The sequence below is a fragment of the Streptomyces montanus genome (assembly GCF_005786655.1).
In the GTDB taxonomy this organism is placed as follows: domain Bacteria; phylum Actinomycetota; class Actinomycetes; order Streptomycetales; family Streptomycetaceae; genus Streptomyces; species Streptomyces sporangiiformans.
Window position 1 is genome coordinate 215,986 of sequence record NZ_VBZC01000001.1, and the last position, 26,973, is coordinate 242,958.

General features: G+C 70.1%; 22 protein-coding genes, 1 tRNA gene and 1 pseudogene. 9 read left to right on the forward strand and 15 right to left on the reverse strand.

The window, feature by feature from the left end; genetic code table 11:
• Positions 1 to 113 precede the first annotated feature (113 nt).
• The gene (locus FE633_RS00990) at positions 114 to 440 is read left to right on the forward strand and encodes an STAS domain-containing protein (RefSeq protein ID WP_138043061.1); all 327 of its coding nucleotides are present in this window, start codon (positions 114 to 116) and stop codon (positions 438 to 440) included.
• A gap of 37 nt (positions 441 to 477) precedes the next feature.
• Here the strand turns inward: FE633_RS00990 and FE633_RS00995 are convergent, their stop codons facing one another.
• Positions 478 to 1,383: a universal stress protein gene (locus FE633_RS00995; RefSeq protein WP_138043062.1), complete on the reverse strand. Its 906-nt coding sequence runs from the start codon at positions 1,381 to 1,383 to the stop codon at positions 478 to 480.
• Positions 1,384 to 1,469: 86 nt separating this feature from the next.
• A complete protein-coding gene (locus FE633_RS01000) occupies positions 1,470 to 2,384 on the reverse strand; it encodes a universal stress protein (protein WP_138043063.1) in 915 nt (304 codons plus the stop codon).
• 331 nt (positions 2,385 to 2,715) lie between these two features.
• Here FE633_RS01000 and FE633_RS01005 point away from each other — a divergent pair, with 331 nt between their 5' ends.
• The 3 genes from FE633_RS01005 to FE633_RS01015 all read left to right on the forward strand — a co-directional run bounded on the left by FE633_RS01005 (position 2,716) and on the right by FE633_RS01015 (position 6,839).
• Positions 2,716 to 3,174, forward strand: coding sequence for a Crp/Fnr family transcriptional regulator (locus FE633_RS01005; RefSeq protein ID WP_138043064.1), 459 nt, complete (start codon positions 2,716 to 2,718; stop codon positions 3,172 to 3,174).
• 433 nt (positions 3,175 to 3,607) lie between these two features.
• The gene (locus FE633_RS01010; RefSeq protein WP_138043065.1) at positions 3,608 to 5,992 is read left to right on the forward strand and encodes a phosphoketolase family protein; all 2,385 of its coding nucleotides are present in this window, start codon (positions 3,608 to 3,610) and stop codon (positions 5,990 to 5,992) included.
• 121 nt (positions 5,993 to 6,113) lie between these two features.
• The gene (locus tag FE633_RS01015) at positions 6,114 to 6,839 is read left to right on the forward strand and encodes a response regulator (protein WP_138043066.1); all 726 of its coding nucleotides are present in this window, start codon (positions 6,114 to 6,116) and stop codon (positions 6,837 to 6,839) included.
• A gap of 117 nt (positions 6,840 to 6,956) precedes the next feature.
• On the opposite strand, the gene FE633_RS01020 is transcribed toward FE633_RS01015, so the two are convergent.
• Positions 6,957 to 9,359 (reverse strand): glycoside hydrolase family 65 protein, encoded by a 2,403-nt coding sequence (locus FE633_RS01020; RefSeq protein WP_138043067.1) that lies wholly within the window; start codon positions 9,357 to 9,359, stop codon positions 6,957 to 6,959.
• A 175-nt stretch (positions 9,360 to 9,534) separates the two neighbouring features.
• Complete coding sequence (locus FE633_RS01025) at positions 9,535 to 10,737, reverse strand: globin domain-containing protein (RefSeq protein ID WP_138043068.1); 1,203 nt, start codon at positions 10,735 to 10,737, stop codon at positions 9,535 to 9,537.
• Between the two features lie 306 nt (positions 10,738 to 11,043).
• Between FE633_RS01025 and FE633_RS01030 the strand changes: the two genes are divergently transcribed.
• Both FE633_RS01030 and FE633_RS01035 read left to right on the forward strand, forming a co-directional pair.
• Positions 11,044 to 11,733, forward strand: coding sequence for a CBS domain-containing protein (locus FE633_RS01030; protein WP_138043069.1), 690 nt, complete (start codon positions 11,044 to 11,046; stop codon positions 11,731 to 11,733).
• 87 nt (positions 11,734 to 11,820) lie between these two features.
• Positions 11,821 to 11,894: transfer RNA gene (locus tag FE633_RS01035), tRNA-Pro, on the forward strand.
• Positions 11,895 to 12,548: 654 nt separating this feature from the next.
• Here FE633_RS01035 and FE633_RS01045 read toward each other — a convergent pair.
• The 4 genes from FE633_RS01045 to FE633_RS01060 are packed head-to-tail and all read right to left on the reverse strand — an operon-like array spanning position 12,549 to position 16,662.
• Positions 12,549 to 13,319, reverse strand: coding sequence for an SDR family NAD(P)-dependent oxidoreductase (locus tag FE633_RS01045; protein WP_138043070.1), 771 nt, complete (start codon positions 13,317 to 13,319; stop codon positions 12,549 to 12,551).
• Positions 13,320 to 13,374: 55 nt separating this feature from the next.
• Positions 13,375 to 14,379 carry a transketolase family protein gene (locus FE633_RS01050; protein WP_138043071.1) on the reverse strand — a complete coding sequence of 335 codons (1,005 nt, stop codon included), beginning with the start codon at positions 14,377 to 14,379 and terminating at the stop codon, positions 13,375 to 13,377.
• Between the two features lie 8 nt (positions 14,380 to 14,387).
• Positions 14,388 to 15,287: a transketolase gene (locus tag FE633_RS01055; protein WP_171059751.1), complete on the reverse strand. Its 900-nt coding sequence runs from the start codon at positions 15,285 to 15,287 to the stop codon at positions 14,388 to 14,390.
• Between the two features lie 22 nt (positions 15,288 to 15,309).
• Entirely contained in the window at positions 15,310 to 16,662 is a 1,353-nt protein-coding gene (locus tag FE633_RS01060) for an MFS transporter (protein WP_138043072.1), read from the reverse strand.
• Between the two features lie 205 nt (positions 16,663 to 16,867).
• Between FE633_RS01060 and FE633_RS01065 the strand changes: the two genes are divergently transcribed.
• Complete coding sequence (locus FE633_RS01065; protein WP_138043073.1) at positions 16,868 to 17,557, forward strand: GntR family transcriptional regulator; 690 nt, start codon at positions 16,868 to 16,870, stop codon at positions 17,555 to 17,557.
• Positions 17,558 to 17,760: 203 nt separating this feature from the next.
• On the opposite strand, the gene FE633_RS01070 is transcribed toward FE633_RS01065, so the two are convergent.
• From FE633_RS01070 to FE633_RS47685, 4 genes are all read right to left on the reverse strand, one after another.
• Entirely contained in the window at positions 17,761 to 18,549 is a 789-nt protein-coding gene (locus FE633_RS01070; protein WP_138043074.1) for a cyclase family protein, read from the reverse strand.
• Positions 18,550 to 18,571: 22 nt separating this feature from the next.
• Complete coding sequence (locus FE633_RS01075) at positions 18,572 to 19,615, reverse strand: substrate-binding domain-containing protein (RefSeq protein ID WP_212747140.1); 1,044 nt, start codon at positions 19,613 to 19,615, stop codon at positions 18,572 to 18,574.
• An 80-nt stretch (positions 19,616 to 19,695) separates the two neighbouring features.
• The gene (locus FE633_RS01080) at positions 19,696 to 20,721 is read right to left on the reverse strand and encodes an ABC transporter permease (RefSeq protein WP_212747141.1); all 1,026 of its coding nucleotides are present in this window, start codon (positions 20,719 to 20,721) and stop codon (positions 19,696 to 19,698) included.
• The gene (locus tag FE633_RS47685) at positions 20,718 to 22,244 is read right to left on the reverse strand and encodes an ATP-binding cassette domain-containing protein (protein ID WP_138043076.1); all 1,527 of its coding nucleotides are present in this window, start codon (positions 22,242 to 22,244) and stop codon (positions 20,718 to 20,720) included. The genes FE633_RS01080 and FE633_RS47685 overlap by 4 nt, the downstream gene beginning before the upstream one ends.
• 280 nt (positions 22,245 to 22,524) lie before the next feature.
• Between FE633_RS47685 and FE633_RS01090 the strand changes: the two genes are divergently transcribed.
• On the forward strand, positions 22,525 to 23,196 hold the full coding sequence (locus FE633_RS01090) for a GntR family transcriptional regulator (RefSeq protein ID WP_171059752.1): 672 nt from the start codon (positions 22,525 to 22,527) through the stop codon (positions 23,194 to 23,196).
• 12 nt (positions 23,197 to 23,208) lie between these two features.
• Here FE633_RS01090 and FE633_RS01095 read toward each other — a convergent pair.
• Positions 23,209 to 23,544: pseudogene (locus FE633_RS01095) on the reverse strand (FAD-dependent oxidoreductase); the annotation flags it as partial.
• Positions 23,545 to 23,815: 271 nt separating this feature from the next.
• A complete protein-coding gene (locus FE633_RS01100) occupies positions 23,816 to 24,262 on the reverse strand; it encodes an anthrone oxygenase family protein (RefSeq protein WP_138043077.1) in 447 nt (148 codons plus the stop codon).
• Positions 24,263 to 24,353: 91 nt separating this feature from the next.
• Here FE633_RS01100 and FE633_RS01105 point away from each other — a divergent pair, with 91 nt between their 5' ends.
• Complete coding sequence (locus FE633_RS01105) at positions 24,354 to 24,932, forward strand: TetR/AcrR family transcriptional regulator (RefSeq protein ID WP_138043078.1); 579 nt, start codon at positions 24,354 to 24,356, stop codon at positions 24,930 to 24,932.
• Between the two features lie 662 nt (positions 24,933 to 25,594).
• Here the strand turns inward: FE633_RS01105 and FE633_RS01115 are convergent.
• Positions 25,595 to 26,860, reverse strand: a complete 1,266-nt coding sequence (locus FE633_RS01115) for an alginate lyase family protein (RefSeq protein ID WP_138043079.1) — start codon at positions 26,858 to 26,860, stop codon at positions 25,595 to 25,597.
• Positions 26,861 to 26,973: the final 113 nt, after the last annotated feature.

The window sequence follows — 26,973 nt, forward strand, 5'->3', positions numbered from 1 at the left end:
GGGGCGGCGGAGGGAGGGGTACGAAGAGCGGCGGCCGATAACCGGGCATACGGCGCTCACCACTTGGGAAGCGCCCATGGAGCACAACACCATTGGAAATCCCGACCATAAGGATGCGCCTGCTCGCTGAGGCGCCCTCCCGACTGTGGATGGCGGCCGGCGGCACGCTGGGCGTCACCACGCAACGGCAACTGCGGCAGTGGCTGCACGACCATGCCGAGGACGGCTACCGCAAGTTCTTCCTCGACCTGCGGGAACTCCGCTGTGCCGACGGGGCGTTAGCCGGCGAACTCTGCGCGCTGTTCCCTCGGATCGCTGACGCGCGCTTCCATCTCATCGGAGCCCCCGACCGCATCCGCGACTGCGTCATCGGCGACGAGCGCTTCACCCTGCACACCGCCCCGGACACCGCGTGGTGGCAGTGGGCTCACGGCTCGTGATCCCACCGAATCCGAGACACGTCCGTGCCGGTGGACCTCAGCCGTGCGGCACGATCGCCACGGGGCAGCTCGCGTGGCGGATCACCGTGTGGGCGACGGGGCCCGTACGTGGCCCGAGCGGGCTCTCATGGGCGCGACGGCCGAGCACGAGGAGACCGGCGCCGGTGGACGCGCGCACCAGGTGGGTGCCGGCCCTGCCCTCGACGAGGGTCTCGGTGACCTCGACGTCGGGGAATTTCCCCCGCCAGGTCTCCAGCACCGCTGACAGGAAGCCGCGCCACTCCGCCACGCGCCCCGGGCCCTCCACGAGGCCGATCTCGCCGGGGCCGAGCGTGAGCGGGGACGGGGCGCTCCAGACGTGTACGACGTGCAGCCCCGCCTTCCGCTGCCGGGCGGCGTCGAAGGCGAACCCGATCACCTCGTCGCTCGCGTCGCTGAGGTCGATGCCGAGGACGACATCACGGTACGGCGTACCGACCGACGCCTGGCCGTCCACGTCCGCCGCATGTTCGTCCGCCGCCTCCTCGCCCGCCCGCACGAGAACCACCGGCCGGGCCGCGCGCGCCACGACCCCCAGTGCCACCGAGCCGACGAGAAACCCGGTGAAGCCGCTCAGCCCGCGGGAGCCGAGCACCATGAGTGCGCTGTGCTCCGCGGCCCGCAGGAGGGCCGCGGTGGCGGGCCCCTCAAGCTGCTCGTCCGTGAGGCGCGCCCCGGGGCACGTACGGGCGATGCGGTCCTCGGCCTCGCGGAGGATGCCTCGGCCCTCAGGGCTGCGGCGCACCGTGCTCGCCGCGGCGGAGGGTACTGGGGCCGGGTTCCAGTTCGTCGCGTGCACCAGACGCAGCGGAAGTCCGCGGCGCACCGCTTCGCGCGCCGCCCACTCGGCGGCGGCCAGGCTTTCGGGGGATCCGTCGACTCCGGCGACGACCGGCGGCTGCATGAATGCACCTCCATCGCTGTGGCACGAGGCAGCTCGGGGTCCTGCGTGCTCGCGCGGGTTCGCTGGTTTCCGTTCTCGGGGGCAACTCAGCCCCACTCCGGTACGACCGCCACCGGGCAGTCGGCATGGTGCAGCAGGGTGTGGGGCACCCGGCCCAGCTGGACACCGAAGCGGCCGGGTTGCCGTCGGGTCCCGACCACCAGCAGGTCGGCGTCGGCCGCGCGGTCCAGGAGGACCTTGCGCGCCGGGCCCTCGACGAGCGTGCGGTGTACCTCGATGCCGGGGTGCTCACGCTCGAGGCCGCGTAGTGCCTCGTCGAGCAGCTCGGCGGCATGGTCCTCGTGCCGGTGGGCGGGCTCGCCGGTCAGAAGCGGATGATCCATCGTCCTGTGCGCCGGGCGCCGCCAGGCACGCACCGCCACCAGGACGCTCCGGCGCGCCCCGGCCTCCCGGAAGGCGAAACGGACGGCTGCCGTCCCTCCCTCGGCCTCCGGCCCGGGGGAGCCCCGTCTCTCTTCGCTGGTGGCGTCGCCCACCCCGAGCACGATGCGACCGTGTTCGCCCGCGCGGCTTTCGGCGGTGCCGCGCACCACGATCACCGGGCAGTCGGCACGGGTCGCCATGGCGAGACCGACCGAGCCGAGCAGCATCTCCGCCACCTGGCTCCGGCCGCGATGGCCGACGACCAGGGCGGTCGCGTTGCGTGACTCGCGCAGCAGCACGGTCTCGGCGTCAGTGGGCCACACATCGGTGGAGCACTTGACATGCGGGTCGCGCAGCCGGGCGCGTTCCGCCGCCCCGTGGACGATCTCCTCGGCCTGCCCCCGCTCCGGGGGGCCGACGGGTTCATCGGCGAGGCCGGCACCTTCGTACCGCTCCCACAGCGAGGCATGGACCAGCCGCAGGGGAAGCCCGTGCCGGGCCGCCTCGTCCACGGCCCAGTCGACCGCCTGAAGGCTGGACTCAGAGCCGTCTGCCCCCACCACCAGGGGAAGCTCCATGATCCGCACCGCCTCTCGCACGCGAACGGGAGGGAGCCCTCGTCCCACCATGGCACGTTCCGCCGCGCGGAGCAGGGCAGGTCAGGGGCAGGGCCGGTGCGGAGCAGGGCCGGTCCGGCCCCACTCGGGGACGTTCGGCCCAGGGCGCTTCGCCCCGGCGTGCGACAGGCTCATAGGAGAGGGGCGGGCCCCCAGCGGTCCGCCGGACCGGTCCTCCGGACCGCTTCGCCGGACAGGTTCCGCCGTGGCGGGCCGCTGGGTGGGCCGCCGGGTGGGCCACGGCCACGTCCCCGCCTGTTCGCTCGCGACGCAAGAGAGGCAGGTCGTCGCCATGACCGCCACCAGCACCACGATGAGGGCTCTGTCCACCGAGCAGCGCGACGCACTGATGAGCGTCGGTCGTGAGGTGTCGTTCCCCGAGGGAGCACGCATCTTCCAGGAAGGGCAGCGCGCCGACCGCTTCTGGATCATCCGCACCGGCACCGTGTCCCTGGACATGCATGTGCCGGGACGCCGCTCCCCGGCCATCGACTCGCTCGGGCACGGCGAACTCCTCGGCTGGTCATGGCTGTTCGCCCCGTACACCTGGCAGTTGGGCGCGGAGGCCATGACGCCCGTGCGCGCCTACGAGTTCGACGCGCGGGACGTCCGCAAGATGTGCGCGGCCGATCCGGCGCTGGGCGCGGCCATCGGGCAGTGGGTCGGCATGGTCCTCGCGCATCGGCTCCAGGCCGCCCGCACTCGGCTGCTGGACCTGTACGCCCCCTACGGCAGCGGCAGCCCACGGTAAGCCCGCCGAGGAGTATGTGGCAGGCCGCGGCAGCGGAGTCCGTGGCAGGCCCGCCGCGGAGCGGGAGGCAGCGGAAGGGCCCGCGCACTCACGTACGTACTCGTACGGTGTGCGCGGGCCCCGCGGCGCCGGGCTGCCCTGCTCAGCCACGCCGCACCGGAATGGACCTCTCGGCGGCTGCAGCGCTCGTTCCCGCTCGTCGTCCCCCAGCCTCCGCCATCAGGAGGACGGCTGCCCAGGGCCGTTCGGCCCTCTGCCGCGGCCGATCGGCCCCTTGGTGCCGTACGCGGGTACTGGACCGCGCCCCACGGGTACCCGGACAGCCCTCCCGCATGGCCCGATCGGCCCTGTCGGGCACCGGTCGGGCGAGCGGAGGGTGGGAGAGATACGGAAACGGACCGACACACGACCCCGGCCCGGAAGGGACCTCATCATGTCCGCCGACACACAGCAGGCGCCCCTCGAGATCACGGACGAGGAGGTGCGGGCGCTGGACGCCCACTGGCGTGCCGCGAACTACCTGGCCGTCGGCCAGATCTACCTGATGGCGAACCCCCTGCTCGCCGAGCCGCTGCGTCCGGAGCACGTCAAACCGCGGCTGCTAGGCCACTGGGGCACGTCCCCGGGACTGAACCTGGTGCACACGCACCTCAACCGTGTCATCAAGGCACGCGGCCAGGACGCCCTGTGCGTCTGGGGGCCGGGGCACGGCGGGCCCGCCGTACTCGCCAACTCCTGGCTGGAGGGCACGTATACGCAGACGTACCCGGACGTCACCCGGGACGCGGCAGGCATGGAGCGGCTCTTCAAGCAGTTCTCCTTCCCCGGCGGAGTCCCCAGCCACGTCGCACCCGAGACCCCCGGCTCCATCCACGAGGGCGGCGAGCTCGGGTACTCCCTCTCCCACGCCTACGGTGCCGCCCTGGACAACCCGGACCTGCTGGTCGCCTGCGTGATCGGCGACGGCGAGGCGGAGACGGGACCGCTCGCCGCATCCTGGCACTCCAACAAGTTCCTCGACCCGGTGCATGACGGCGCCGTCCTGCCGATCCTGCACCTCAACGGCTACAAGATCGCCAACCCGACGGTGCTGGCCCGGCTGCCCGAGCCCGAACTCGACGAGCTGCTGCGGGGCTACGGCCACGTGCCGATCCATGTCGCCGGCGACGACCCCGAGGCCGTCCACCGCGCGATGGCCCACGCCATGGACACAGCGCTGGACCACATCGCCCTCATCCAGAGCACCGCACGGGAGGAGGGCGTCGCGGAGCGCGCCCGCTGGCCCCTGATCGTGCTGCGCACGCCCAAGGGCTGGACCGGCCCGGCCGAGGTCGACGGCCTGCCCGTGGAGGGCACCTGGCGGTCCCACCAGGTGCCGCTGTCCGCCGTGCGGGACAACCCCCAGCACCTGCGGCAGTTGGAGGACTGGCTGCGCTCGTACCGTCCGCGGGAGCTCTTCGACGAGCACGGCAGCCCGCGTCCCCTGGTCCTGGACTGCGTACCGGAAGGCGCGCGCAGGCTCGGCGCGACCCCGCACGCCAACGGCGGTCTGCTGCTGCGCGAACTCCCCCTGCCGCCGCTGGAGCGATACGCCGTCCCCGTGGACAAGCCGGGTGTGACGACGCACGAACCCACCCGGGTCCTCGGCAGCCTGCTGGAGCACGTCATGCACGACACCGCCGGGCGCCGCGACTTCCGCGTCGTCGGCCCGGACGAGACCGAGTCCAACCGGCTCCAGGCCGTCTACTCCGCCAGCGGCAAGGCCTGGCAGGCCGGGACCCTCACGGTCGACGAGCACCTGGACCGGCACGGCCGGGTGATGGAGATCCTCTCCGAACACACCTGCCAGGGCTGGCTGGAGGGCTATCTCCTGACTGGTCGCAGCGGCCTGTTCTCCTGCTACGAGGCGTTCGCCCACATCGTCGACTCGATGGTCAACCAGCACATCAAGTGGCTGCGCGTGACGCGTCGGCTGCCCTGGCGTGCCCCCATCGCGTCCCTCAACTACCTGCTGACCTCGCACGTCTGGCGACAGGACCACAACGGCTTCTCCCACCAGGACCCCGGCTTCGTCGACCACGTCCTCAACAAGAGCCCCGAGGTCGTACGCGTCTATCTGCCGCCGGACGCCAACACGTTGCTGTCGGTGGCCGACCACGCGCTGCGCAGCCGTGACTACGTCAACGTCATCGTGGCCGGCAAGCAGCCCTGCTTCGACTGGCTGAGCATGGAGCAGGCGCGGGCCCACTGCGCGCGCGGCGCCGGGATCTGGGACTGGGCCGGCACCGAGGGCGGCACTCGCGAACCCGACGTGGTGCTCGCCGCGGCGGGCGACGTCCCCACCCAGGAGGTGCTGGCCGCCGCACAGTTGCTGCGCCGCCACCTTCCCGACCTGACCGTGCGCGTGGTCAATGTCGTCGACCTCGCGCGGCTGCTGCCCCATGAGGAACACCCGCACGGGATGAGTGACTTCGAGTACGACGGCCTGTTCACCACGGACAAGCCGGTGATCTTCGCCTACCACGGCTACCCGTGGCTGATCCACCGCCTCGCCTACCGGCGCGCCGGCCACCCGCAGCTGCATGTGCGGGGCTACAAGGAGATCGGCACCACCACGACGCCCTTCGACATGGTGGTCCGCAACGACCTGGACCGCTACCGCCTCGTCATGGACGTCATCGACCGCGTGCCCGGCCTGGCCGTGCGTGCCGCGCCCGTCCGTCAGTCGATGGAGGACGCGCGACTGCGCCACCACGACTGGATCCGCGAGCACGGCACGGATCTGCCCGAGGTCGCCGACTGGACGTGGGCCGGCTGAACAGGGCCGATCGGCCCTGGCCTTTCGGACCGGAAGCGAGAAAGATCCCTGGAAGGAGAGCAGGGCCCGCTGACAGGGCGGACAGCGGCGCCGCGGACGTAGGAGAGGACGGGAGCGGTCAATGACGGACGGCGAGCAGCCCGGGCCCGGTACCCCGATCCGGGTCTTCCTGCTGGACGACCACGAGGTGGTACGGCGAGGGGTGCACGACCTGCTGAACGACGAGCCGGACATCACCGTGGTCGGCGAGGCGGCCACCGCCGAGCAGGCCCTCGCGCGTGTCCCCGCGCTGCGTCCGCATGTGGCCGTGCTGGACGTACGGCTGCCGGACGGCGACGGAGTGACGGTCTGCCGGGAGCTGCGCTCGCGGGTGCCCGACCTGGCCTGTCTGATGCTGACTTCCTTCGACGACGAGGAGGCGCTGCTCGACTCGATCATGGCCGGCGCGTCCGGTTATGTGCTGAAGCAGATCCAGGGCTCGGACCTGGTGTCGGCGGTACGCACCGTGGCGGCGGGCCAGTCGCTGCTCGACGCCAGTGCGACCGCCAAGCTGATGGCCCGGTTGCGCGGGGGGCAGGAGCAGGAGGAGGAGCCGGACGTGCTGCCGGGCCTGACCGACCGGGAACGGGAGATCCTCGCGCTGATCGGTGAGGGGCTGACGAACCGGCAGATCGGTCAGCGGCTCTACCTCGCCGAGAAGACCGTCAAGAACCACATCTCCCGGCTGCTGGCCAAGCTCGGAGTCGAGCGGCGCGTCCAGGCCGCCGTGATCGCGACCCAGGCCCAGGACCGGCTGAAGCCGAACGGGCCGCCGTCGGCCGGCCGCCGGGAGGGCCCGCCCTGGTGATCCCGTACGCCCGCGCCGATCAGGCGCGGGTGGTGCTGGAGACCGACGGGCACGAGGTGCGGCTGAGGGTCTCCGGCAACGGCGTGGGCATCTCCGGCGCGCAGGCCGGGGGCCGGCTCACCGAGGCAGGCGCAGGTCGCACGACTCGCCGGGGGCCACGGAGACCGTACGGTCCGGGAGCTGGATGTCGATGGGGTCGCGGTCGGAGGCGGGCACGTCGATGTGCAGCGTGCCGGACCGCATCGTCAGCCGGATGCCCCAGTGCCCCTGATAGCGGATGGCGAAGCTGGACTGGGAGAGCTCGGGAAGCGGGACGGGGTCGAGCCAGAGAGCGCCGGAGCGGGTTTCCAGGCCGGTGAGACCGCGCTGCACGAGGTCGAGCGTGCCCGCCATGGCGCCCAGGTGGATGCCCTCGCCCGTGGTGCCTCCCTGGAGATCGGCGATGTCCCCCTTGAGGGCTTCCTGAGCGAACGTCCAGGCTTCGGTGCGCCGGGCGCGGGCCAGCACCCAGGCGTGCACCAGGCCGCTGAGCGTGGAGCCGTGGCTGGTGCGGTCCAGGTAGTAGTCGACCGTGCGCCGCCAGGTCTCCTCGTCCAGCTGGTGGCCCAGCCTCCCGAAGAGGCCACGTAGTTCGGCGGGGGAGAAGAGGTAGCCGAGCATGAGGACATCGGCCTGCTTGGAGGCCTGGTAGCGGTTGACGGTGTCGCCCTCGGCCTCGAGGATCCGGTCGAGCCTGCGGATGTCGTCGTAGCGGGCCCGGTAGTCGTCCCAGTCCAGCTCGGTCAGCTGCCCGTAGCCGTCGAACTGGCTGATCACCCCGGCGTGGAACGGCACGTGGAGCCGGCGCGAGATGTCGTCCCACCGGGCCAGTTCGCCGTGGTCCAGGCCGGTGCGTTCGGCCAGTTCGCGCAGGCGCGGTTCGGGCAGCGCGCGGATCACGTCGACGGTGCGGGACAGCACCCACGCGGCGGTGACGTTGGTGTAGGCGTTGTCGTCCAGGCCGGGACGATCCGCGTCCGGGTAGGCGTCGTGGTACTCGTCGGGGCCCATGACACCACGGATGCGGTAGCGGCCCAGACGGTCGTCGTACGTCGCGGCGTCGGCCCAGAAACGGGAGATCTGCAGCAGCATCTCGGCGCCCTTGGTGTGCAGGAACTCGGCATCGCCGCTCGCCTCGCAGTACTGCCACACGTTGTACGCGATCGCCGAGTTGACGTGGTGCTGGAGCGAGGAGTGGTCGGCCAGCCAGCGACCCGAGTGCGGGTTGAGATGCATCTGCTGGGTCTCCTCGCGGCCGTCGCTGCCGCTCTGCCACGGATACATCGCCCCGGCCCGGCCCACCCGGCGCGCGGCACGGCGGGCCTGGTCCAGACGGCGATGGCGGTAGGTGAGCAGGGCCCTCGACACCTCGGGAAAGTGCAGGTTCAGGTACGGCAGCACGAACAGCTCGTCCCAGAAGACATGGCCGCGGTACGCCTCGCCGTGCAGGCCACGGGCGGGCACACCGACGTCCAGGTCGGCGGTCTGCGGAGAGAGGGTCTGCAGCACATGGAACAGATGCAGCCGCAGAATCCGTCCGGCCTCGTTCGGCACCGTCAACTCGGCCCTGCGCCACAGCTGCTCCCAGGCGACGCGGTGCGAGGCGAACAGCTCGTCCCAGGTGCCCGCATGCTCCACCCGCTCCACAGAGGCCCGCAGCGGCTCGCTGATCGCCCGGTCACGTGAGGTGTGCACGGCGATGATCTTGTCCACGACGGCGGGACGGCCGGGGTCCAGGGAGAACCGGAAGCGCTGGACGGTCTTCCCCGTCTCACGATCGGGCTCGTGCCGGCGCGGGAGCCGCACCGCCCCGGCATCGGTGCTGGTGCGGGCCGCCATGCCGATGCCGACATGGGAGTCGGACGTGCGGCAGCGCAGCCACACGGTGTCCGGCCCCGCTTCCCCGGTACGTACCCGCACGAGGTGGTCGCTCGCCAGCTCGCGATAGCGCGCGACGCCGTCGTTGGTGACGGCCCCGTCCAACGCGGTCTCCACCTCCAGCTCGCACGGCCGACCCTCCACGGTGAACGCGGTACGCAGCGCGGCCAGATGAGGGTCGGCCATGTGCACGAGCCGCGATTGCCGCACGCCGAGGACCCGGCCGTCCCTCTCCTCGTACCGCGTCTCCCGTTCCAGGACACCGGACCTCAGGTCGAGGGACTGCCGGTGCGCGACGCACGCGTCGCTGTCCGGCGTCAGCCACTCTCCCGCGCGCCCGTCGTCCGTGGTGCGGTAGCGCAGCGGCAGCCAGTTCGGGACGTTGACCAGGTCCTCGTTGTCGACCTGCCGGCCGGAGACGTCCGAGGTGAGGCGGTTGTAGCAGCCGGCCACGTACGTTCCGGGATAGTGCACGTCGTCCGCGGCGCACTCGGGGGCCGCCCCGCGCGTGGCGAAGTAGCCGTTGCCCAAGGTGCACAGTGACTCCCTGAGCCGCTCCTGCGCGGGGTCGTAGCCCTCGTAAGGCCAGATCCAGTCGTTCATTGCGCTGCGCCTTTCGGCGGACGTCATGGCGGCTGCACTCCCTGGAGGCATCGACTGTTTCTTCGCTTCCGGGATGTGCAGCAGTACCCATGAACACCACTGAGTAACGGGCGGTACGACCGACAGAGCAGCCTTTTGTCCGTCTTTTGTCCGTCATGGTGCCCGGGGAAGCCGGTCAGGCCGCGTCGGGCAGCCACAGGTCGGGGCCGAAGACCTCGTAGCGGATGCTCCGGGCGGGAACTTGGGCCCGCAGCAACTGGCCGCGAACGGCGCGCATGAACGGCAGCGGGCCGCAGAGGTACACGGTGGCGGTCCTCGGGATGTCGACTCCGGCCAGGTCCATCAGTCCGGTGCGCGCGTCGGGCTCCTCCGGGCCGGGGTGCTCGTACCAGAAGGCCGCCGTCGCCTCGGGCAGGCCGTCCACGAGTGCGCGCACCTCGGTGCGCAGAGCGTGCTCGGCGGGGGAGCTGTCGGCGTGCAGGACCACGACCGGGCGGGTGGAGCCGGTGGCGGCGAGATGGCCGAGCATGCCGGCCATGGGGGTGCAGCCGATGCCGGCGGAGACCAGGATCAGCGGGGTGTCGGCGTCGTCGAGCGCCACGTCGCCGAAGGGCGCGGAAAGGGTGAGTTCGTCCCCGGCGCGTATCTGCCGGTGCAGCAGGTTGGACACCTCGCCGTCCGGTGCGCCGGACTCGCCGGCCACCCGCTTGACGGTGATGCGGCGCAGCTCGCCGCCCGGGTCGGACGACAGGCTGTACTGGCGCAACTGCTGCACCCCGTCGGGCATGCGCAGCCGCACGCTCACGTACTGACCGGCACGGGCGGCGGGTGCGGGTTCGCCGTCCGCCGGGCGCAGCAGGAAGGACACCACGTCCGCCGTCTCCTCGTGGCGCTCGACGACCGTCCACTGCCGCCAGGTCCTGCCCGGCAGCACACCCGCTTCCTGGTACAGACGGGCCTCCTGGGCGATGAGGGCGCCGGCCATCAGCCAGTACACCTCGTCCCAGGCGGCGGCCACCTCCGGGGTGACCGCGTCGCCCAGTACCTCGGCGATGGCGGCGAACAGGTACTTGTGCACGATCGTGTACTGGTCGTCGGTGACACCGACCGCGGTGTGCTTGTGGGCGATCCGGGCCAGCATCGCGTCCGGTCGGGTGTCGGGGTCGGCGAGCAGCGCGCTCGCGAACCCGGCGATGGAGCCGGCCAGGGCGCGGCGCTGGGCTCCGCTGGCCTGGTTGCCACGGTTGAACATCCCGTCGAGCAGCTCGGGCCGGTCACGGAACATCGCTCCGTAGAAACGCGTGGTGATCTCGTCGAGCGCCCCGCCCACGGCGGGCAGGGTCGCCCGGATCACTTCGGCGGATTCTGCGGACAGCATGAGGCCTCCCAGGACGGGATGGAACAGGGGGAGTGGCCGCGGACCGAGCCGGCGGCCGTCACCTGTATAGCAAGTCGGAGACCGATGTTTCCTCCGGTAACACCGTCTACCGACGGAAGCGGCCCCAACGACCCAGGGAAAAGGGACCTTCGGCCCCATGGCTCGGTCCGTGCCAGGGCCGGACGGCCGCCGATCTACCGACGGGCCCCGATCCTGACCCCCGATCCTGAACCGCGACACCGGCGGCGGCGCCAGCACTGGCACGGGCGCGAGCACCGGCGGCACCATGGCCTGAGGAGGCCCGTTATGCCTGAAGTCAGTGAATCCCCGAGCACGGTGAGTGACGTCATGACGCAGACGGTCGTCTCTGTCGGCCGTGACGCGTCCTTCAAGGAGATCGTCGGGCTGATCGATCAGTGGCGGGTCAGCGCCCTGCCCGTGCTGGAGGGCGAGGGGCGGGTGGTCGGCGTGGTGTCGGAGGCGGACCTGCTGGCCAAGGAGGAGTTCCGGGACACCGACCCCGTCCTCCTCCAGGCGCGGCCGTCGTCCACGGGGGACCCGTTCGTCGCCCGGACACGACGGCTGGCCGACCTGGCCAAGGCCGGTGCCGTCACCGCCGGTGAGCTGATGACCAGTCCGGCCATCACGGTGCGCGCGGACGCCACGGTTGCCCAGGCCGCCCGGATCATGGCACAGCGAGGCGTCAAACGGCTGCCCGTGACGGACGTGCACGGGATCCTGCAGGGCATCGTCAGCCGCAGCGACCTGCTGAAGGTGTTCCTGCGGACGGACGAGGACATAGCGCAGGAGGTACGGAACACCGTTCTGGCCCAGCTGACCCCGGCGAGGTTGCGTGCCTCCGTGGACGACGGTGTGGTCACCCTGAGCGGCGACCTCCGCGACCGCTCGCTCGTGCCGACCCTCGCCAGGCTCACGCGTGCCGTCGAAGGCGTCGTCGACGTCCACGTCGAGCTCGCCGGGCAGGGCTCTTCCTGAGGCACCCTTCACGCTCCCCGACCGCCGGCGGCTGTACGGTAGGGTCTACCTGCGTGTTCTCCTACGGAACTCCGTGGTGGGACACATCGGGACGTGGCGCAGCTTGGTAGCGCACTTGACTGGGGGTCAAGGGGTCGCAGGTTCAAATCCTGTCGTCCCGACGGTGATGTCGGAAGTTTCCGCAGGTGAGGGGCGCTCTTCGGGGCGCCCCTCACGCATGAGTGGGAGCAGCCTGGGAGCCCTCTTCCGCGCATGACCCGGATCTTGGTTCTGATCGAGATGGTGGCGTACCCGAAATGAGGGCCCAGGCGCTTGGTTCGCCCATGGCTGGTGTCGCTGGTGTAGATGGTTCAGTCCCGGAAGCGAGCGGCCACTGCTGATTGATGGCATCGACGTCGAAGCCGGCGAGCGTTTGAAGTTCGGAGACTGCTGTCGGAACGGTCAGCCGTCGGCAGGGTTATGTACGTCCGCGGTGACGGTCTCGTCGAACGCCTCCAGCGCACCGCGGAAACCGGTCCTGCCCCACAGCGTGAGGCCCAGAACGGCGACTCCTACTGCCGGCCATGTGCACGGCCCCCGGGAGGTCTCGGCCCGAGAGTGCACGCATGGCCGACTGGTCTCCGCGGGCCGGTCACGCGTTGCCTCGGCTATCGCCAACTCGTAGTGGGGTGGGGCTGCTGCGGCGACTTCGTCGGCCTTGGGAGTCCCGGTCGCTCGACGCTGGGACGCACCGCACAACGAGGCGGGCGGCCAGCACCCTCCTAACAGGTTCGTGCAGATCGAGGGTGCCGTCAGCAGGGGCGCCCGAGGTTTCCTCAGTGGATGTGGGATCCGCCGTTGACGTCATACGTCGCACCGGTCAGGTAGCCCGACTCGGGACGGGCCAGGAAGGCGATGACGTCGGCCACGTCCTCGACACCGCCGATGCGGCGTACCGGAACCTCCGCGATCATGGCCGCCTTGCGCTCCTCGTCCAGTTTCCCCTGCGTGATGTCGGTGTCGATCAGTCCCGGCGCAACGGAGTTGACCGTGACTCCGGACGGGCCGAGTTCGCGGGCGAGTGACCGGGCGAAGCCCAGGAGGGCGGCCTTGGCCGCCGAGTAGGCCACTCCCCCGAACACCCCGCCGCCACGCTCGGCGGAGACGGACGACAGGAAGACGATGCGGCCGAACCTCCGCTCGGCCATCCCGGCAGCCACGCGGTGGGTGACCAGGAAGCTCCCCCGGACGTTGACCTCGAAGATCCGGTCCCACTCCGTGGGCGAGACGTCGAGGAAGCGAGTCGGGGACGTGATCCCCGCGTTGTTCACGAGGGCGCCGATCGGCGGGAGTCCCGCTTCGACCTCCCCGATCGCGACGTCGACCGCGTCGGCGTCGGAGACGTCCGCCGCGAGGCCCAGGGCTTCCACTCCGTGCCGGGCGGCGACCTCCCGGGCGGCATCCTCGGCAGCCTCCTTGTCCACGTCGAGGACGGCTATGTGGTAGCCGGCGGCTGCCAGGGCGTGTGTGGTGGCGCGTCCGATGCCTCGCAGCGAGCCCGCGCCGGTGACGACGGCCGTGCGGGGGGTGTGTTGTTCGGTGACCATGCGGTTCTCCTGAGGAGTGGGAAAGGGGGGTGAGCCTGGGTGTCCTGCGCGGGGCTCAGAGTTCGCGGCGTACGCGCTCCTTGATCGCCGCGACGGAGAGGCCGTAACGATCGTGGAGCGTCGGCAGCGCCCCCGCGGCGAGGAACTCGTCCGGCAACCCGATCGGGACGATGCGTACCGCCTGCTGGGCGAAGGCCAGGCAGGACGCCACGGACTCGGCGAGACCTCCGACGACGCTGTGGTTCTCGAGCGTCACCACGAGGCGGCCCTTGGCGGTCTCCCTCAGCACCGTCTCGCGGTCGAACGGCTTGATCGTCGGCACATGGAGAACGGCGACGTCCACGTGGTCGTCTTCGAGTTCCTTGGCCGCGGTCAGGGCTCGTACCGTCATCAGGCCGGTGGAGATGAACAGGACGTCGCGTCCGCCGCGCAGTTCCGCGGCCTTTCCGAGTTCGAACCGGTAGTCGTACTCGTCCAGGACGGTGGGGACGGTTCCGCGCAGCAGCCGCATGTAGGTGGGGCCGGGGTGGGCGGCCAGTGCCGGGACGGCCTGTTCGATGTCGACCGAGTCTGCGGGGTCCACGATCGTCAGGCCGGGCATGCCGCGCAGGATGGCAAGGTCCTCGGTCGCCTGGTGGCTGGGGCCGTAGCCGGTGGTCAGACCGGGCAGCGCGCCGACGACGTTGACGCCCAGCTGCGGCTCGGCGATGTCGAGGCAGAGGAAGTCGTAGGCGCGGCGGGTGGCGAAGACGGAGTAGGTGGAGGCGAACGGGGTCAGGCCCACCTCGGCCAGTCCCGCGGCCGCGCCCAGCATCACCTGTTCCGCCATGCCCATCTGGAAGAAGCGGTCGGGGTGGGCCTCGCGGAAGACGTGCATGTCGGTGTACTTGGCCAGGTCCGCGGAGAGTCCGACCACGTCGGGGCGTTCGTCGGCGAGCCGGGCCAGTGCGTGTCCGAAGGGGGCCTTGGTGGTGCGCTGGCCCTCTTCGGCGATCGAGGCGATCATCGCGGAGGTGGTGAGCTTGCGCTTCGGGGCCTGGGTCGGCGCAGAGGTGTTCATCGAACGGGTCACTCTCCCTGGGTGAATGCGCGCGAGGATCCGGACCGCACCTGATGACGCTCCGTCAGCTGCTGGCGGGCGAGCTGCCATTCGTGCTCTTCGACGCGCATGAAGTGGGCCTTCTCCCGGGTCTCCAGCATCGGCACACCGCACCCGATCCGGGTGTCGCAGATGATCACGGCCGGTGATCCCCGGTGTTCTCGCAGCCTGTCGAATGCCCCGAGGAGCGCGTCGATGTCGTTGCCGTCCACGCGGATCGCGTTCCAGCCGAACGCCTCCCACTTGGCCGTGACCGGCTCGGTGCGCAGCACGCCCTTGGTCGGGCCGTCCGCCTGCAGGGCGTTGACGTCGACGATGGCTGTGACGTTGTCCAGACCGTGGTGAGCGCAAGCGAGCGCCGCCTCCCAGGTGGAGCCCTCGTCCAGTTCACCGTCCGAGAGCAGGTTGTACACGTGCGCGTCGCTGCCCTGGTGGCGCAGACCGAGCGCCATCCCGGCCGCGACGCCCAGGCCGTGTCCCAGGGAGCCGCCGGAGATCTCCATGCCGGGTGTGTAGGAGGCCATGCCCGACATGGGCAGACGCGAGTCGTCACTTCCGTAGGTGGCGAGTTCGGCGAGGTCCAGCACGCCGGCCTCGGCGAGCGCCGCGTACAGGGCGATGGCGTAGTGGCCGATCGACAGCAGGAACCTGTCGCGCTGCGGCCAGTCCGGCTCATTGGCACGGTGGTTGAGGACGTCCCTGTAGACGACGGCCAGGATGTCGGCCACGCCCAGCGCCTGTCCGATGTAGCCCTGGCCCTGGGTCTCCCCCATGTCCAGCGCGTGCATACGGATGCGGTAGGCGGAGTCCTTCAGGGCGCTGACGCGCTGGGTGGACGACACCACTGTTTCGGGCGCATGAGTGGGCATCACGTTGATCCTCATCTCTTGATCAGTGCGCGGTGGGCAGGGCGGGTTCGGCGGATGCGGTCACGGCTCGGTCCGCTTCCCGGCGCTCGTCCGGGCCCCACGTCTCGCGCGTCAACAGCGTTGCCACGAGGCCCAACAGCCCGTAGCAGGTGAAGAGAACCGCGGGCCCGGTCCAGCCGGTGGCGGAGTAGAGCGCGGTGGCGATCATGGGAGTGAATCCGGAGACCACCGCGGAGAGTTGGTAGGCCAGGGACGTTCCGGCGGTGCGGGTCTTGGTGGCGAACAGCTCGCAGAACCAGGCTCCCTGGACACCGGCCAGCGAGTTCTGGCAAACGGCATAGCTGATCACGAAGGCGATCAGGATGAGTGCCGCGGCTTCGGTGTTGACGAGCAGGAAGAGCGGGATGCCCCATGCGAGGCTCACCGCGCAGCCCAGCAGGTACACCGGGCGGCGACCGACCTGGTCCGACAGGCGTCCCCAGAGCGTGGTGGCGGCGATGCCGAGGGCCGCGGCGGTCACCAGGGCGGTGAGGCTGGTGGTGCCGGAGACGTCGGGGGCGTCGCCGTCGTCCAGGTAGGACAGGACGAAGGTCACCGAGACGGCGTACCCCGCGGTCTCCGTGATCCGCAGGCAGAAGGCCCGCAGGACGTTGCGCCAGTCGTCCCGGATCACCGCGAGCAGCGGGTTCTTGACCACCTCGCCGGACTCCTTGAGCGCCTCGAACTGCGGCGATTCGTCGATCTTGAGCCGGATGAAGATGCCCACGGCGATCAGCACGGCACTGAGCAGGAACGGAACACGCCAGGCCCAGGTGTCGTCCAGGGTGTGCCCGCTGACCAGGAAGGCGAGGTTGGCGAGCAGCAGACCGACCGGGAAGCCGGCCTGCGTGATGCCCGTGTACAGGCCGCGCCGTCGCCACGGGGCGTGCTCGAAGGTCATCAGGATGGCGCCGCCCCACTCGGCACCGAAGGCCAGCCCCTGGATCACGCGGACGACCACCAGCAGGATCGGCGCCCAGATCCCGACCATCTGATAGGTGGGCAGACAGCCGATCAGCACGGTCGCGACGCCCATCAGCAGCAGGGACCCGACCAGTACAGGTTTCCGGCCGACGCGGTCTCCGAGATGACCGGCGACGATGCCGCCCAGCGGCCGCGCCGCGAAGCCGATCCCGAGCGTCGCGAAGGACAGCAGGGTCGCCGACAGCGGATCGGAGTCGGGGAAGAACACGTCACCGAAGTAGAGGGCCGCGGCCGTGCCGAAGCCGATGAAGTCGTACGTCTCGATGGTCGCGCCGACGCCGCACCCGACGGCGACTCTCAGACGCTCCGGCGACCCGTGCGCCGCCTGCTCCGGCGCCTTGAACTCAGCCATGCCGATCCTCCTTGATCGTAGGCGGGCCAGCCGTCGGGGCTGCCTCTTGGCTGTCGACTGTTAACAGTCGAGAGTCGATGCTGAGCCCGGCGGTAAGACGTGTCAACCCGCACGACAGGGATCGGCGCAGAAAATGCCGACTGTCAACAGACGACCGCTGTTCGGGCTAATATGATCGCTCGTGGAGTCGAAGGAGGGTTCGACCTTGTCCGGTCAGGCGCTTTCCAGTCTCACCCGCTCGAAGACCCTCCGGGAGCGCGCGCTCGTGGCCCTGCGGACGGCCATCACCACCGGCCAGTACCGCCCCGGCGACCACCTCGGAGAAGTCGAAATCGCCGAGCACCTGTCGGTGAGCCGCGGCACGGTACGGGAAGCCCTGCGCCATCTCCAGCAGGAGGGGCTCGTCACCGCGGGAGCCCGCGGCATGCTGCGCGTATCCCACCTGACCCCGACCGAGGTGCGGGAACTCTTCCAGGTCCGGGAAGCACTGGAGGGGCTCGCAGTGGCGCAGATCATCGCGTCACCGCGCAGGCAGGAAGCGGCTGAAGCCCTGCGCCAGGCCTTGGAAAAGCTCCACGACGCCTTCGAATCGGACGCCGACCTGGCGGCGAAGGTCGAGGCTGATCTCGGCTTCCACCTCCTGCTGTGCGAGCTCTCCGGCAATTCGATACTCCTCAAGACCTGGCGGCAGCTCGAGGGACCGATGCGCGTGGTGATCATGAGCGCTGCCGGCGAACGCCGTGACGTAGCCATGTCCGCGACCTCCCACGCGCCCATCGCCGACGCGATCGCAAGCGGAGAGGCAGCGGCAGCCCAAGAGATCCTGCACGCACACATGGCCTCAGCCATCGAGCAGCTGGGCATCGAACACGAAGGCACCCGCGAAACCGCCTGACCTTCGACGACGACAGGACGTGGCAGTGCGGCTGTGCGTCCGGGGTCAGCCGTCGGCCCAGCACGCCCCGTCGGTCGGCGGCGGCTCCGGCGCGTGGACTTGCCTGCGGACGGGCGCCGCGACGTCGTCGATGTCCCGGCCGTGCGCAAGGTGGGCTCGGCGCACTCTTCCTTCGCTCGCTCCGGCCGGGTTGACATGGTCCGCTACCGGGCTGCAGGCAGCCAGCCGATCGCCCTGCCCGGGCCGCCGGACGACCGGGAGATTTTCAAGGGGAGGAACTGGAAGTAGGCGCCGGTGGCGGGGAGTTGGCCGAGATTGGCGAGCCCCTCGATGAACACGGCGCCACCGCCGAGGCCCTCGACGTGGACCGGGCCTCCGTCGTGCGCGGCTCCCATGCTGGGGGCGTCCGTACCGATGCAGCGCACCTCGCGGTCGAGCAGGTGGCGCATGCAGTCGACGTCCGGAGCCGGCCATCCGGGGGCTTGTTTCAGCACGGCGACGTCGTAGGCGTATCCGCGCCCGCCGTTGCGGCTGGTGTAGTGGCGGTCCCAGCCGGTGCGGAACAGGGCGATGTCGCCGGCTCGCAGCGTTCGGTGCTGCTTTTCCCAGGCCTCCACGTCATTTTTGGTGATGAAGGGGCTGGTGCCGGGTGCGGCGCCGCGATCTTCGACGGCCGTGACGTCGATGACTGCGGCGGCGCCGGAGAAGACCCTCACATCAACCATGTCACCGGTGATCGGGTCCGCTCCTGTGTGAGCGTGCTTCTGCAGGAAGTGGGCCGGGGCGTCGAAGTGGGTTCCGATGTGCTCGTCCAGCAGCAGAACCTCGGTGAAGTACGAGCCGCAGTGGCTGCGCAGCACGTGGTGACCCTCGTCCACGTCCTCGAACCAGTTCCAGATGTGCCGGAGAAAGGGAACGTGGGGCGGCCAGGTGGTGGGCAGTCGTTCGTCGAGGGTGAGGGTGAGGTCGACGAGATCGTGATCGGTGAACATGTCGGTCTCCGTATTCGGTTGGTCAGTTGTAAGGACCGGCCGACGGCGGGTAGGTCCGCCGCAACACCTTCTGGGCTTCGGGCGAGTTCAACGTCTCGGTGGTGACCAGGGGCTCGGCGAGCGGGACGTTCTTCTTCACCGGCTTGCCGAGCATGGCGTTGACGTTCTGGGTCACGGCCTGGATCCCCTGTCCGACGGCCTCCTGCAGGAACAGTCCCTGGATGGCGCCTTCTTTGAGCAGCGCGACGGTGGTGGGGCTGCCGTCGGCGGTCGCGAGGGCGATCTTGCCGACCGATCCGCGGGTCTTCAGCACCTTGGCCGCGCCCGTGCCGGCCGCGTCATACATGCCGTAGATGCCGGTGATGTCGGGGTGGGCGGTGAGCAGGTCGTTGGTCTGGGAGACCGCCTCGCTGACGGTCAGACTGTGGCTCTGCAGGATCTGTACCAGTTTGCAGCCGTCGCGGGCGAAGCTTTCCCGTGCTCCCCGCAGATATTTCTGAGCGTTCTCCCTGTCCTGTGGGAGCGACAGCATGCCGATCTTGTTGCCGCCGCGCTTCTTGGCCTGCTTGCAGATGAAGCCGCCCTCGTCGACGCCGGTGCGGTAGTTGTCCGCGGTGATCGCGGACGTGTAGTCGGTGGCGCCGGGCTGAGGGCCTATGCCGGCGAAGGAGATGGGCACCTTGGCGGCCTTGGCCGCCGCGAGGACCGGTGGGGTGCTGGTGGAGCTGACCGGACCGATGACGATCATGTCGGCTCCGGCGGCGATCGCGGTCTTGACGTTGGCCAGTTGCGCGCTGGGAGAGTTGTTGGCGTTGTACCGGGTGACCTTTATGCCGTGTTTGCGGGCCTCCTGCTGGACGCCGGAGTAGACCCATTGCCAGTAGGAGATGTCGAGTGAGGGTGCGAGGTAGGCGACCTTCATGCCCTTGACGGTCTTGGCCTGTCCAGGGGCGGCCGAGCTGCTGTCCTGGCAGCCCGCCACAGCCAGGGCCGTGGCCAGGACGGTTGCGGACAGGGCGGTCGATCTGCGGGCTCTCCGGTCTCTGCGGGAACGGGTTGAGCGCATGGGTTCGTCCTTTCTGAGGGTTTGCTGGTGGGGTGCTCGCCGATCCGCCGGTCTGCTGGTGGGGGCTTGCGACGGGCGGATCAGGCACCGCGGGTGCGGCTGCGGCGGGTGAGGCGCTCGGCGAGCACGGCGAGGAGGATGACCAGGCCGGTGATGGTGCCCTGGTAAAAGCTGTTGACCCCGAGCAGGTTCACCGCGTTCTGGATCACCACGACGAGTACTGCTCCAGTGAGGGCGCCGACCGCGGAGCCGACCCCGCCGAACAGGCTGGCGCCGCCGATGACGACGGCGGCGATGGCCTGGAGCTCCAGGCCGGTCCCGGCGGTGGATTCGGCGTTGGCCAGGTAGGAAACGGACAGGACGGCAGCGAACGCGGCCAGGAGCCCGGACGCGGTGTAGGCGGCCAGCTTGATGCTGCGCACTGGCACCCCGATGAGCCGTGCAGCGCGCTCGTTGCTGCCCACCGCGTACAGCCAGCGGCCCTGGGTGGTACCGGACAGCAGCAGTTGCAGGAGGACGACCAGCACGATCACGTACAGCAGGTAATTGGGTATCCCGAGGTAGTGGCCGGAGTTGAGGGAGCCGAAGCCGGCGGAGCTGACCGGCTGGGAGTTGCCGTTGGTGACCACGAAGGCGAGGCTGGCGGCCACCGAGTAGGTGACCAGGGTGACGATGAACGGAGCCAGTCCGAGCACGGCGACGCACACGCCGTTGAACAGGCCGAACAGGGCGCCGAGGCCGAGCGCCCCCAACACCGCGACGCCTGTGGGCGCGCCGTGGTTGAGCAGGGCGGCGGCGGCGATTCCGGTCAGGGAGAACACCGATCCGACGGACAGGTCGATCCCAGCGGTGGTGATGACCAGGAGTTGCCCCAGGGCGATGATGACCAGCGGGGCGGCGGTCTGGGCGATGTTGGTGATGTTGCCGCTGCTGATCGCGGCCGGTTGGACGGTGCTGAGCAGGAGTTCGACCAGGACACAGGCGGCGGCGATGACCAGCTCCACCCGGAACCGGGCGGCGGTCTGCAGCAGCCGTGGCCCGCCGTAGCGCAGAGACTGGCCCGGGCCGGGGCTGATGTCGTTCTTGTCGGTGTGGACGGTGGTCACTGAGGTCCTCCTTCTGCGGGGCCGGCGGGTCGAGGCCGCGCCCCGGCGGCCGGAGTGCTGCTCGCGTTCAGGGCGTCGACGATCCGCGTCTCGCTGAGCTGGGAGCCGGAGAGGGTCGCGGTGACACGGGCGCCTGCGAGCACATGCACCCGATGGCATCGGGCGGCCAACTCCTCGGGGTCGGAGGACCACCACAAGGCACCGCCACCGGCGGCGGCGACCTCGTCGACGGCCTGGAAGATGTCCACCTTGGCGTGGATGTCGACGCCCCGGGTGGGATCGTCGAGCAGCAGCAGCCGTACCCCCAGCGGGGCCCAGCGGGCGAACAGCACCTTCTGCTGGTTGCCGCCACTGAGTGCCCCGGGCGGGGCTGCGAGGTCGGACAGTTTGATGGCGAACTGGTCGACCAGCTGCCGGGCGGTGGCCACGTCCGGGCGGGCGATCAGGCGACGCCGGGCCACTCGCTGGGGGCCGAGGAGATGCTCGAGCACGCTGAGGTTGCCCAGCACACCGTCGCGGGCCCGATCGCCCGAGACGTAGCCGGCGCCCGCGCGCAACGCGCGCTGAGGCGACCAGCGGGCGGTGGACCGGCCCAGGACCCGCATCGTCTGCCCGGGCGGGTGAGGGCGGTCACCCCACGCCCGCAGCAGCAGGTCGCTGGCAGCACTGGGATCGAGAGAGGTGACACCGACGACTTCGCCGGGGTCGACCCGCAGTGGCGCTTCGGAGTCCAGCAACTCGAGAAGAGGCGGCTCACCGACCGCCGGGTCGGCCTTGGGCACCGGCCGGTCGAGTGCCCGGACGGCGTCCCCGACCATGGACGCCAGCAGGGCCCGGTCGTCGATGTCGGTCAACGGCACCCGATCCACCACGGTGCGTCCGTCGCGTAGCACGGTGGCCACGTCGGCCACCTCGCGGATCTCCCGAAAGCGGTGACTGACCAGCACCACTCCCACCCCACTGGCAGTCAGCCCGCGCAGCACGGTGAACAGTTGCTCCGCCTGCGGCCGGTTCAGCGAGGCAGTGGGCTCGTCCAGCAGCAGCAGTCGTGATCCCTGCGCCAGCCCGCGGGCGATCTCCACCAGCTGTTGGCGGTCCAGCGGAAGATCGCCGGTTCGGGCCTCCAGGTCGATGGCGGCATCCTGGCCCAGGGACGCCAGAGCAGCCCCGGCCGCGGCCCGCGCTCGGCGTCGGCGCCCCCGTCCCCGGCCGGCGAGCAGCAGTTCGTGTGTGGCGATGTTCTCCAGAACCGACAGGTGCGGCAGCAGCGACAGCTCCTGATGGACGATGGCCACCGGCGGGTGGTCACGGGAGTCCTCGACTGCCACGTTCAGTTCACCGGCGTCCGCGCTCTCGACGCCGGCCACGATGGCCAGGAGTGTCGATTTGCCGGCCCCGTTGGCGCCGAGCAGCGCGTGTACCTCGCCGGCCCCGACGGTCAGGTCGACACCGTCGAGCGCGCGGGTGGACCCGAAGGCTTTGGTGAGGCCGCGAACGGCCAGGAGCGGAGTGGCGGCGGTCATGGCTGTTACCTCGATTCGAGGCGTTTCGATGGCACGTCGCTGTGTGAGTCGCTGTTTCGCCGGTGGCCGCTTACCGACGGTGTACTCACGCGCCGCGTGACGCAGCGCGTGCGACGTGTGACCGAAAGACGACTGGCGGCTGGGCTGAAAATGCGTGTTTCAACTGCGTGACGGCCGTGTCGCAGGTCATAGTGGGCGAGTTGACTGCCGAGTGTCAACAGTCATCAGATGATTGTTGTCGGTTATCATGCCGGTGGACTGAGTAGGGGTGGTGACCGCCATGGCCGCAGAAGCCCTGTCCAGCTTGGATCGCAGTACCTTGCGGGAACGGGCCCTGCACGCCCTGCGGACCGCGATCCTCGCCGGGCAGTATCAGCCTGGTGAGCATCTGGGAGAAGTCGAGCTGGCCAGCCGGCTCGGCATCAGCCGGGGCACGGTCCGAGAGGCGCTGCGGCACCTGCAGCAGGAGGGGCTGCTGGTTCCCGCCGCCCGGGGCATGCTCCAGGTGCACCGGCTCTCGCCGACCGAGGTGCACGAGCTGTACGAGGTGCGGGCCGCCCTCGAGAGCCTGGCCGTCGCCGGTGTGATCGCCTCCGCCGGACGCCAGGCCGCGGTCGAGGAACTGCGGCGGGGGCTGATCCGGCTCGATCAGGCGGGCGACTTCACCGCCCAGGTGGAGGCCGATCTTGGCTTCCACCTTCTGCTGTGCGAGCTGTCCGGCAACTCCATACTGGTCAGGACGTGGCGACACCTGGAGGGCCCGATCCGGGTGACCGTGATGAGCGCTGGCAACGAGCAACGCCGCCTGCCCATGTCCGCCGCTCGGCACAAACCGATCGTCGACGCCATCGAACGCGGCGACGAAGCCGGCGCGCTGGATGTGCTGCGGGGGCACATGGCTCTCGCCAGCTCCCAGTTGGCCAGCCCCGACGACCGAACCTCAGCAAGCTGAAGCCCTGCGGTCGGCGACGTGGCTGCCGAGCGCGTAGACAAGCGTGCCGTAGCCGAGCTCGCCGTCGCCGCCGGCGTCGGCCACGGCGACGATCTGACGCTCGGGGTCGACGGCGGTGACACGGGCCAGGCGCAGCCGTATCCCCGTGCCCGCGAAGACGTCGGCGAGCTTGCGAGCCTCGATCTCCTGGCCGGCCGCGAGCTGGTGCAGTCGCAGCCGCTCGACGAAGTCCGGCTCAGCGTTGACCACGGTGATCTCGGTGTCCGCCGGGGACAGCCGGCGGGCCAGGTTCCCGGCCACGTAGACCCCGGCATAGCCGGCGCCGAGAACGACGATGCGGTGCTTCATGAGTTGCTCCTGTCGGTTCGCCTGCTCGGTGAGTTGAGCGGAACGGCGCCCCGATTGCTGACAGGAACCGACACCTGCGTATCCGCTGCCGATCAGACCTCACCCGAACCAGAGCCGAGAGCCGCGCAGGTGATCGAGGGGCGTAGCTTGTCGGGATCGCAGGTGTGGACTCTCAGCGGCAGTTGCATGCCCGGACGTCGGGATTTCGGTGGCCCGCTGCCGCCCGGGGAGTGGGGATTGTGCGTCACCGGCGCCGCGCCGGCCCGCGGGCTCAGGTGAGGGCGGCCGCCAGGCAGGTGAAGGCGGCGATGATGACGGCGACGCGGACGTAGTGCCAGCGGTCCCAGCGCTTCATCTGCTCCTTCCAGTCGGCCGGCCGGCTGCCGGCGGTCCACGTCTTGACCCGGTTGTTGATCGGGACGAGCACCAGGATCGACATGAGCACGCTGACGATCAGCAGCGCGGCGGCGGTCACGACGAGGCCGGTGCCATCGTCGTCCCATCCGGCGACGGCCCAGACCCCGACGAGGACGAGCGAGCCGATGTACCAGAACGGCATCACGGCGCCGCCCAGTCGGGCCCCGTGGACGCGGCCGCGCAGGCCGTTGTCGCCGGGGAGTGCGTTGAGGATCGGGTTGCTGAAGAAGGGGACGGAGGACTCTACCCCCACCATCACGCCGACGACCACGATGGTGACGACCTCGAGCGCATTGAGCATGATGACCTCTCCGGGAATCTAGCGTTGCTAGCTGATGATGCAACGCTATATCTGCTGACGCTCGATTGTCTAGCGGTGCTAGGATCGAATCATGTCGGTACAGGAACGCAAGCAGCGCGAACGGGTCAGCCGCGAGCGCCTCATCGTGGCCACGGCCCGCGAACTCGCCGAGCAGCAGGGCTGGGACGCGGTCACCACCCGGCGGCTCGCCGAACGCATCGAATACAGCCAGCCCGTCCTCTACAGCCACTTCCGCGGCAAGCGCGAGATCATCGGCGCCGTCGCTCTGCAGGGCGCTTCCGAGATGGCCGTGGCGATGCGGGCCGCGACCGCCGCCGCCGACGGCCCCCGCGCCCGGGTCGCCGCCCTCGCCCGTGCATACCTCGCCTTCGCCGAACGCCATCCGGCGGTCTACGACGCCCTGTTCCAGCTCGACGGCGGCCTGGCGTACGCGCAGGAGGACACCCCCGAACCGTTGAAGGACGGCTTCGCCGCGATGCTGGAGTGCCTCAGCGAGGTCGCCGGGGACGGCGTGCACCCGGGGCTGTTCACCGAGACGTTCTGGGCGTCCCTGCACGGACTGGCCACCCTGACCCGAGCGGGACGGCTCCCGCCGGAGGACACCGAGCGCAGGACGGAGCTGCTGGTGGACCGGCTCACCATGCTCTGACGCACCGTCCCGGATGGCACACAGCCGGGGTCCTCGGGCCCCGCTGCCTGCCTGCGGCATCGCTTCCGGTCACTCGCGCCCACACGGCGCAGCCGCAGATCGCCGGGCCCCGTACCCCCGACGGGGCACCCGCCCCGGAAGCTGCGGTACTCATTGATCACGACTCGGTACGCGCCCTCGTAGTTCGATGTTCTTGGACGCTGAGGAACGGCAGAGAAGCGCCGGCCAGCCGAGCAGCCGGGCGAAGACCAGGTAGAGCAGACGTAGCGACACAGTCCGAGATCCTTCACGGCGCGTGGTGCTCTATCCATCGCTGCTGGTCACCGGGCCAGGCCGAGTTCTGGAACCCGACAAGGGCTCGCCCAACGCGCAACGTCCGTCAACTGCCAATGACTGCTCCCTCCGGCGCGCAACGGCCGTCCAAGGCTTCAAACCGAGATCGACCGCATTGCTGGGGGTCAAGGGGTCGCAGCTTCCAATCCTGTCGTCCCGACTTGCGAAGCAGCAGGTCAGAGGTCATTTCGAGTTGATTCGAGGTGACCTCTTGATCGTTGTCGCGGGACTGTCTTCCGGTACGTCGGTCGCCCGGTGACGCCCGGTGATGCCCGGAGAGCACCGCCGCGCGACCGACGTACCCGTTCACCTGTCACCGACGCGGTCGCTCACCCCGCGATCGAGTCCAACTGCTCGGCCGCGGGCCTGAGCTCCCAGAGGTCACCGCCGGGCGGCGGCTCCAACCGGGCCGCCACCGCCCGCGCTTCGGGGTCCCCGGCGTCCGCCGCCGCGTGCACCACGTCGGTGGCTGCGTACCGGCGGAACTCCAGGTCCGGATGTGGCCACGGCGCGGCTCCGGAGGCGGCAGGCAGCAGGTAGTCGACTGCCTTGAACAGGCTCTGCCCGTTGGGCCCCTCGTAGGACCACAGGTTCACTCCCACATGCCGTCCGACGGCGGCCAAACGTGTGTACGCGACCAGGGCGAACGTCGAGTAGTGCCAGCTCCGCGTCCGGGTGAGCTCCTGCGGCTGGCTGCCGTCCGCGGCGATCTGCGGGTCGATGCGCTTGGCGCGGGCGTCGAGGACGACCCGGCGCGTCAGCGCCTTGTCACCGGTCGCATGGGCGAGGGCGGCGAGTTGCATGTCGTAGAAGGTGCCGTGGTTGTTCTTCGCGGCGCCTTCCTCCTTGCCGAAGGCGCTGTTCACCAGCCAGTCGCGGAAGTCGATGTTCCACGCGTGCATCGCGGAGCGGTCCTGACGGGTCCAGCCCGGGGCCCCCGTGTCGAGGATCGCGATCGCGTCGAGGACGCTGGTGAAGGACTGCGAGAAGTCGATGATGCCGATCGCCCGGCCGTCGTACTTGCAAGGGATGAACTGGGCGTGGTTCAGGTGGGGGTTCATCCGGGTGGCCGGGTCGAGGAACCAGGTGCGCAGCACCGATGCGGCCTTCTCCGCGTACTTCCGCTCGCCGGTGTAGTACCAGGCGAGGGAGAGGTCGTACGTGGAGTCGAAGACCTTCTCCACGTCCTGACGGTCGGTTCCGGTGTCCACCTCCGGATTGCGCTCGCCGTCGCGTTGGACGTACGGGCAGCCCCAGGGGTTGTCGGTGGTCCTGGGCTGCGAGGGCCACCAGTACGGGGCCTGGCTGAGGTAGTCGTGGACGTCACCGCCGGGCGCGGGCCGCGGCTTGTCGACGACCGTCCAGGGGCCCTTGTCGAGCCAGGTGTCGGCGCGTGTCGTCAACTGCTTGAGCGTACGTCGCAGTCGGTGATCGCCGCGGTCGAGCCGGAGCTTCGTCTGCTGGAGCCGCACGCCGTCGAGGACAGTGGTCTTCGGGACCCTCGGCACCGGGTGGGCCGAGGCGGTGGGGAGGACGACCGCCGTGAAGGTGGCCACCGCCACCAGCAGGGCGGCTAAACGAGGTCTTGCACTCATCGATCTCTCCAATCATCTATGTGAACGGAGTTCATGAGAAAGACCGCGTGAGCGTAGGGGGCAGCTGATTGACGTTGCAATGGACCTGACAGGATTCATGGACGCATTGCTTG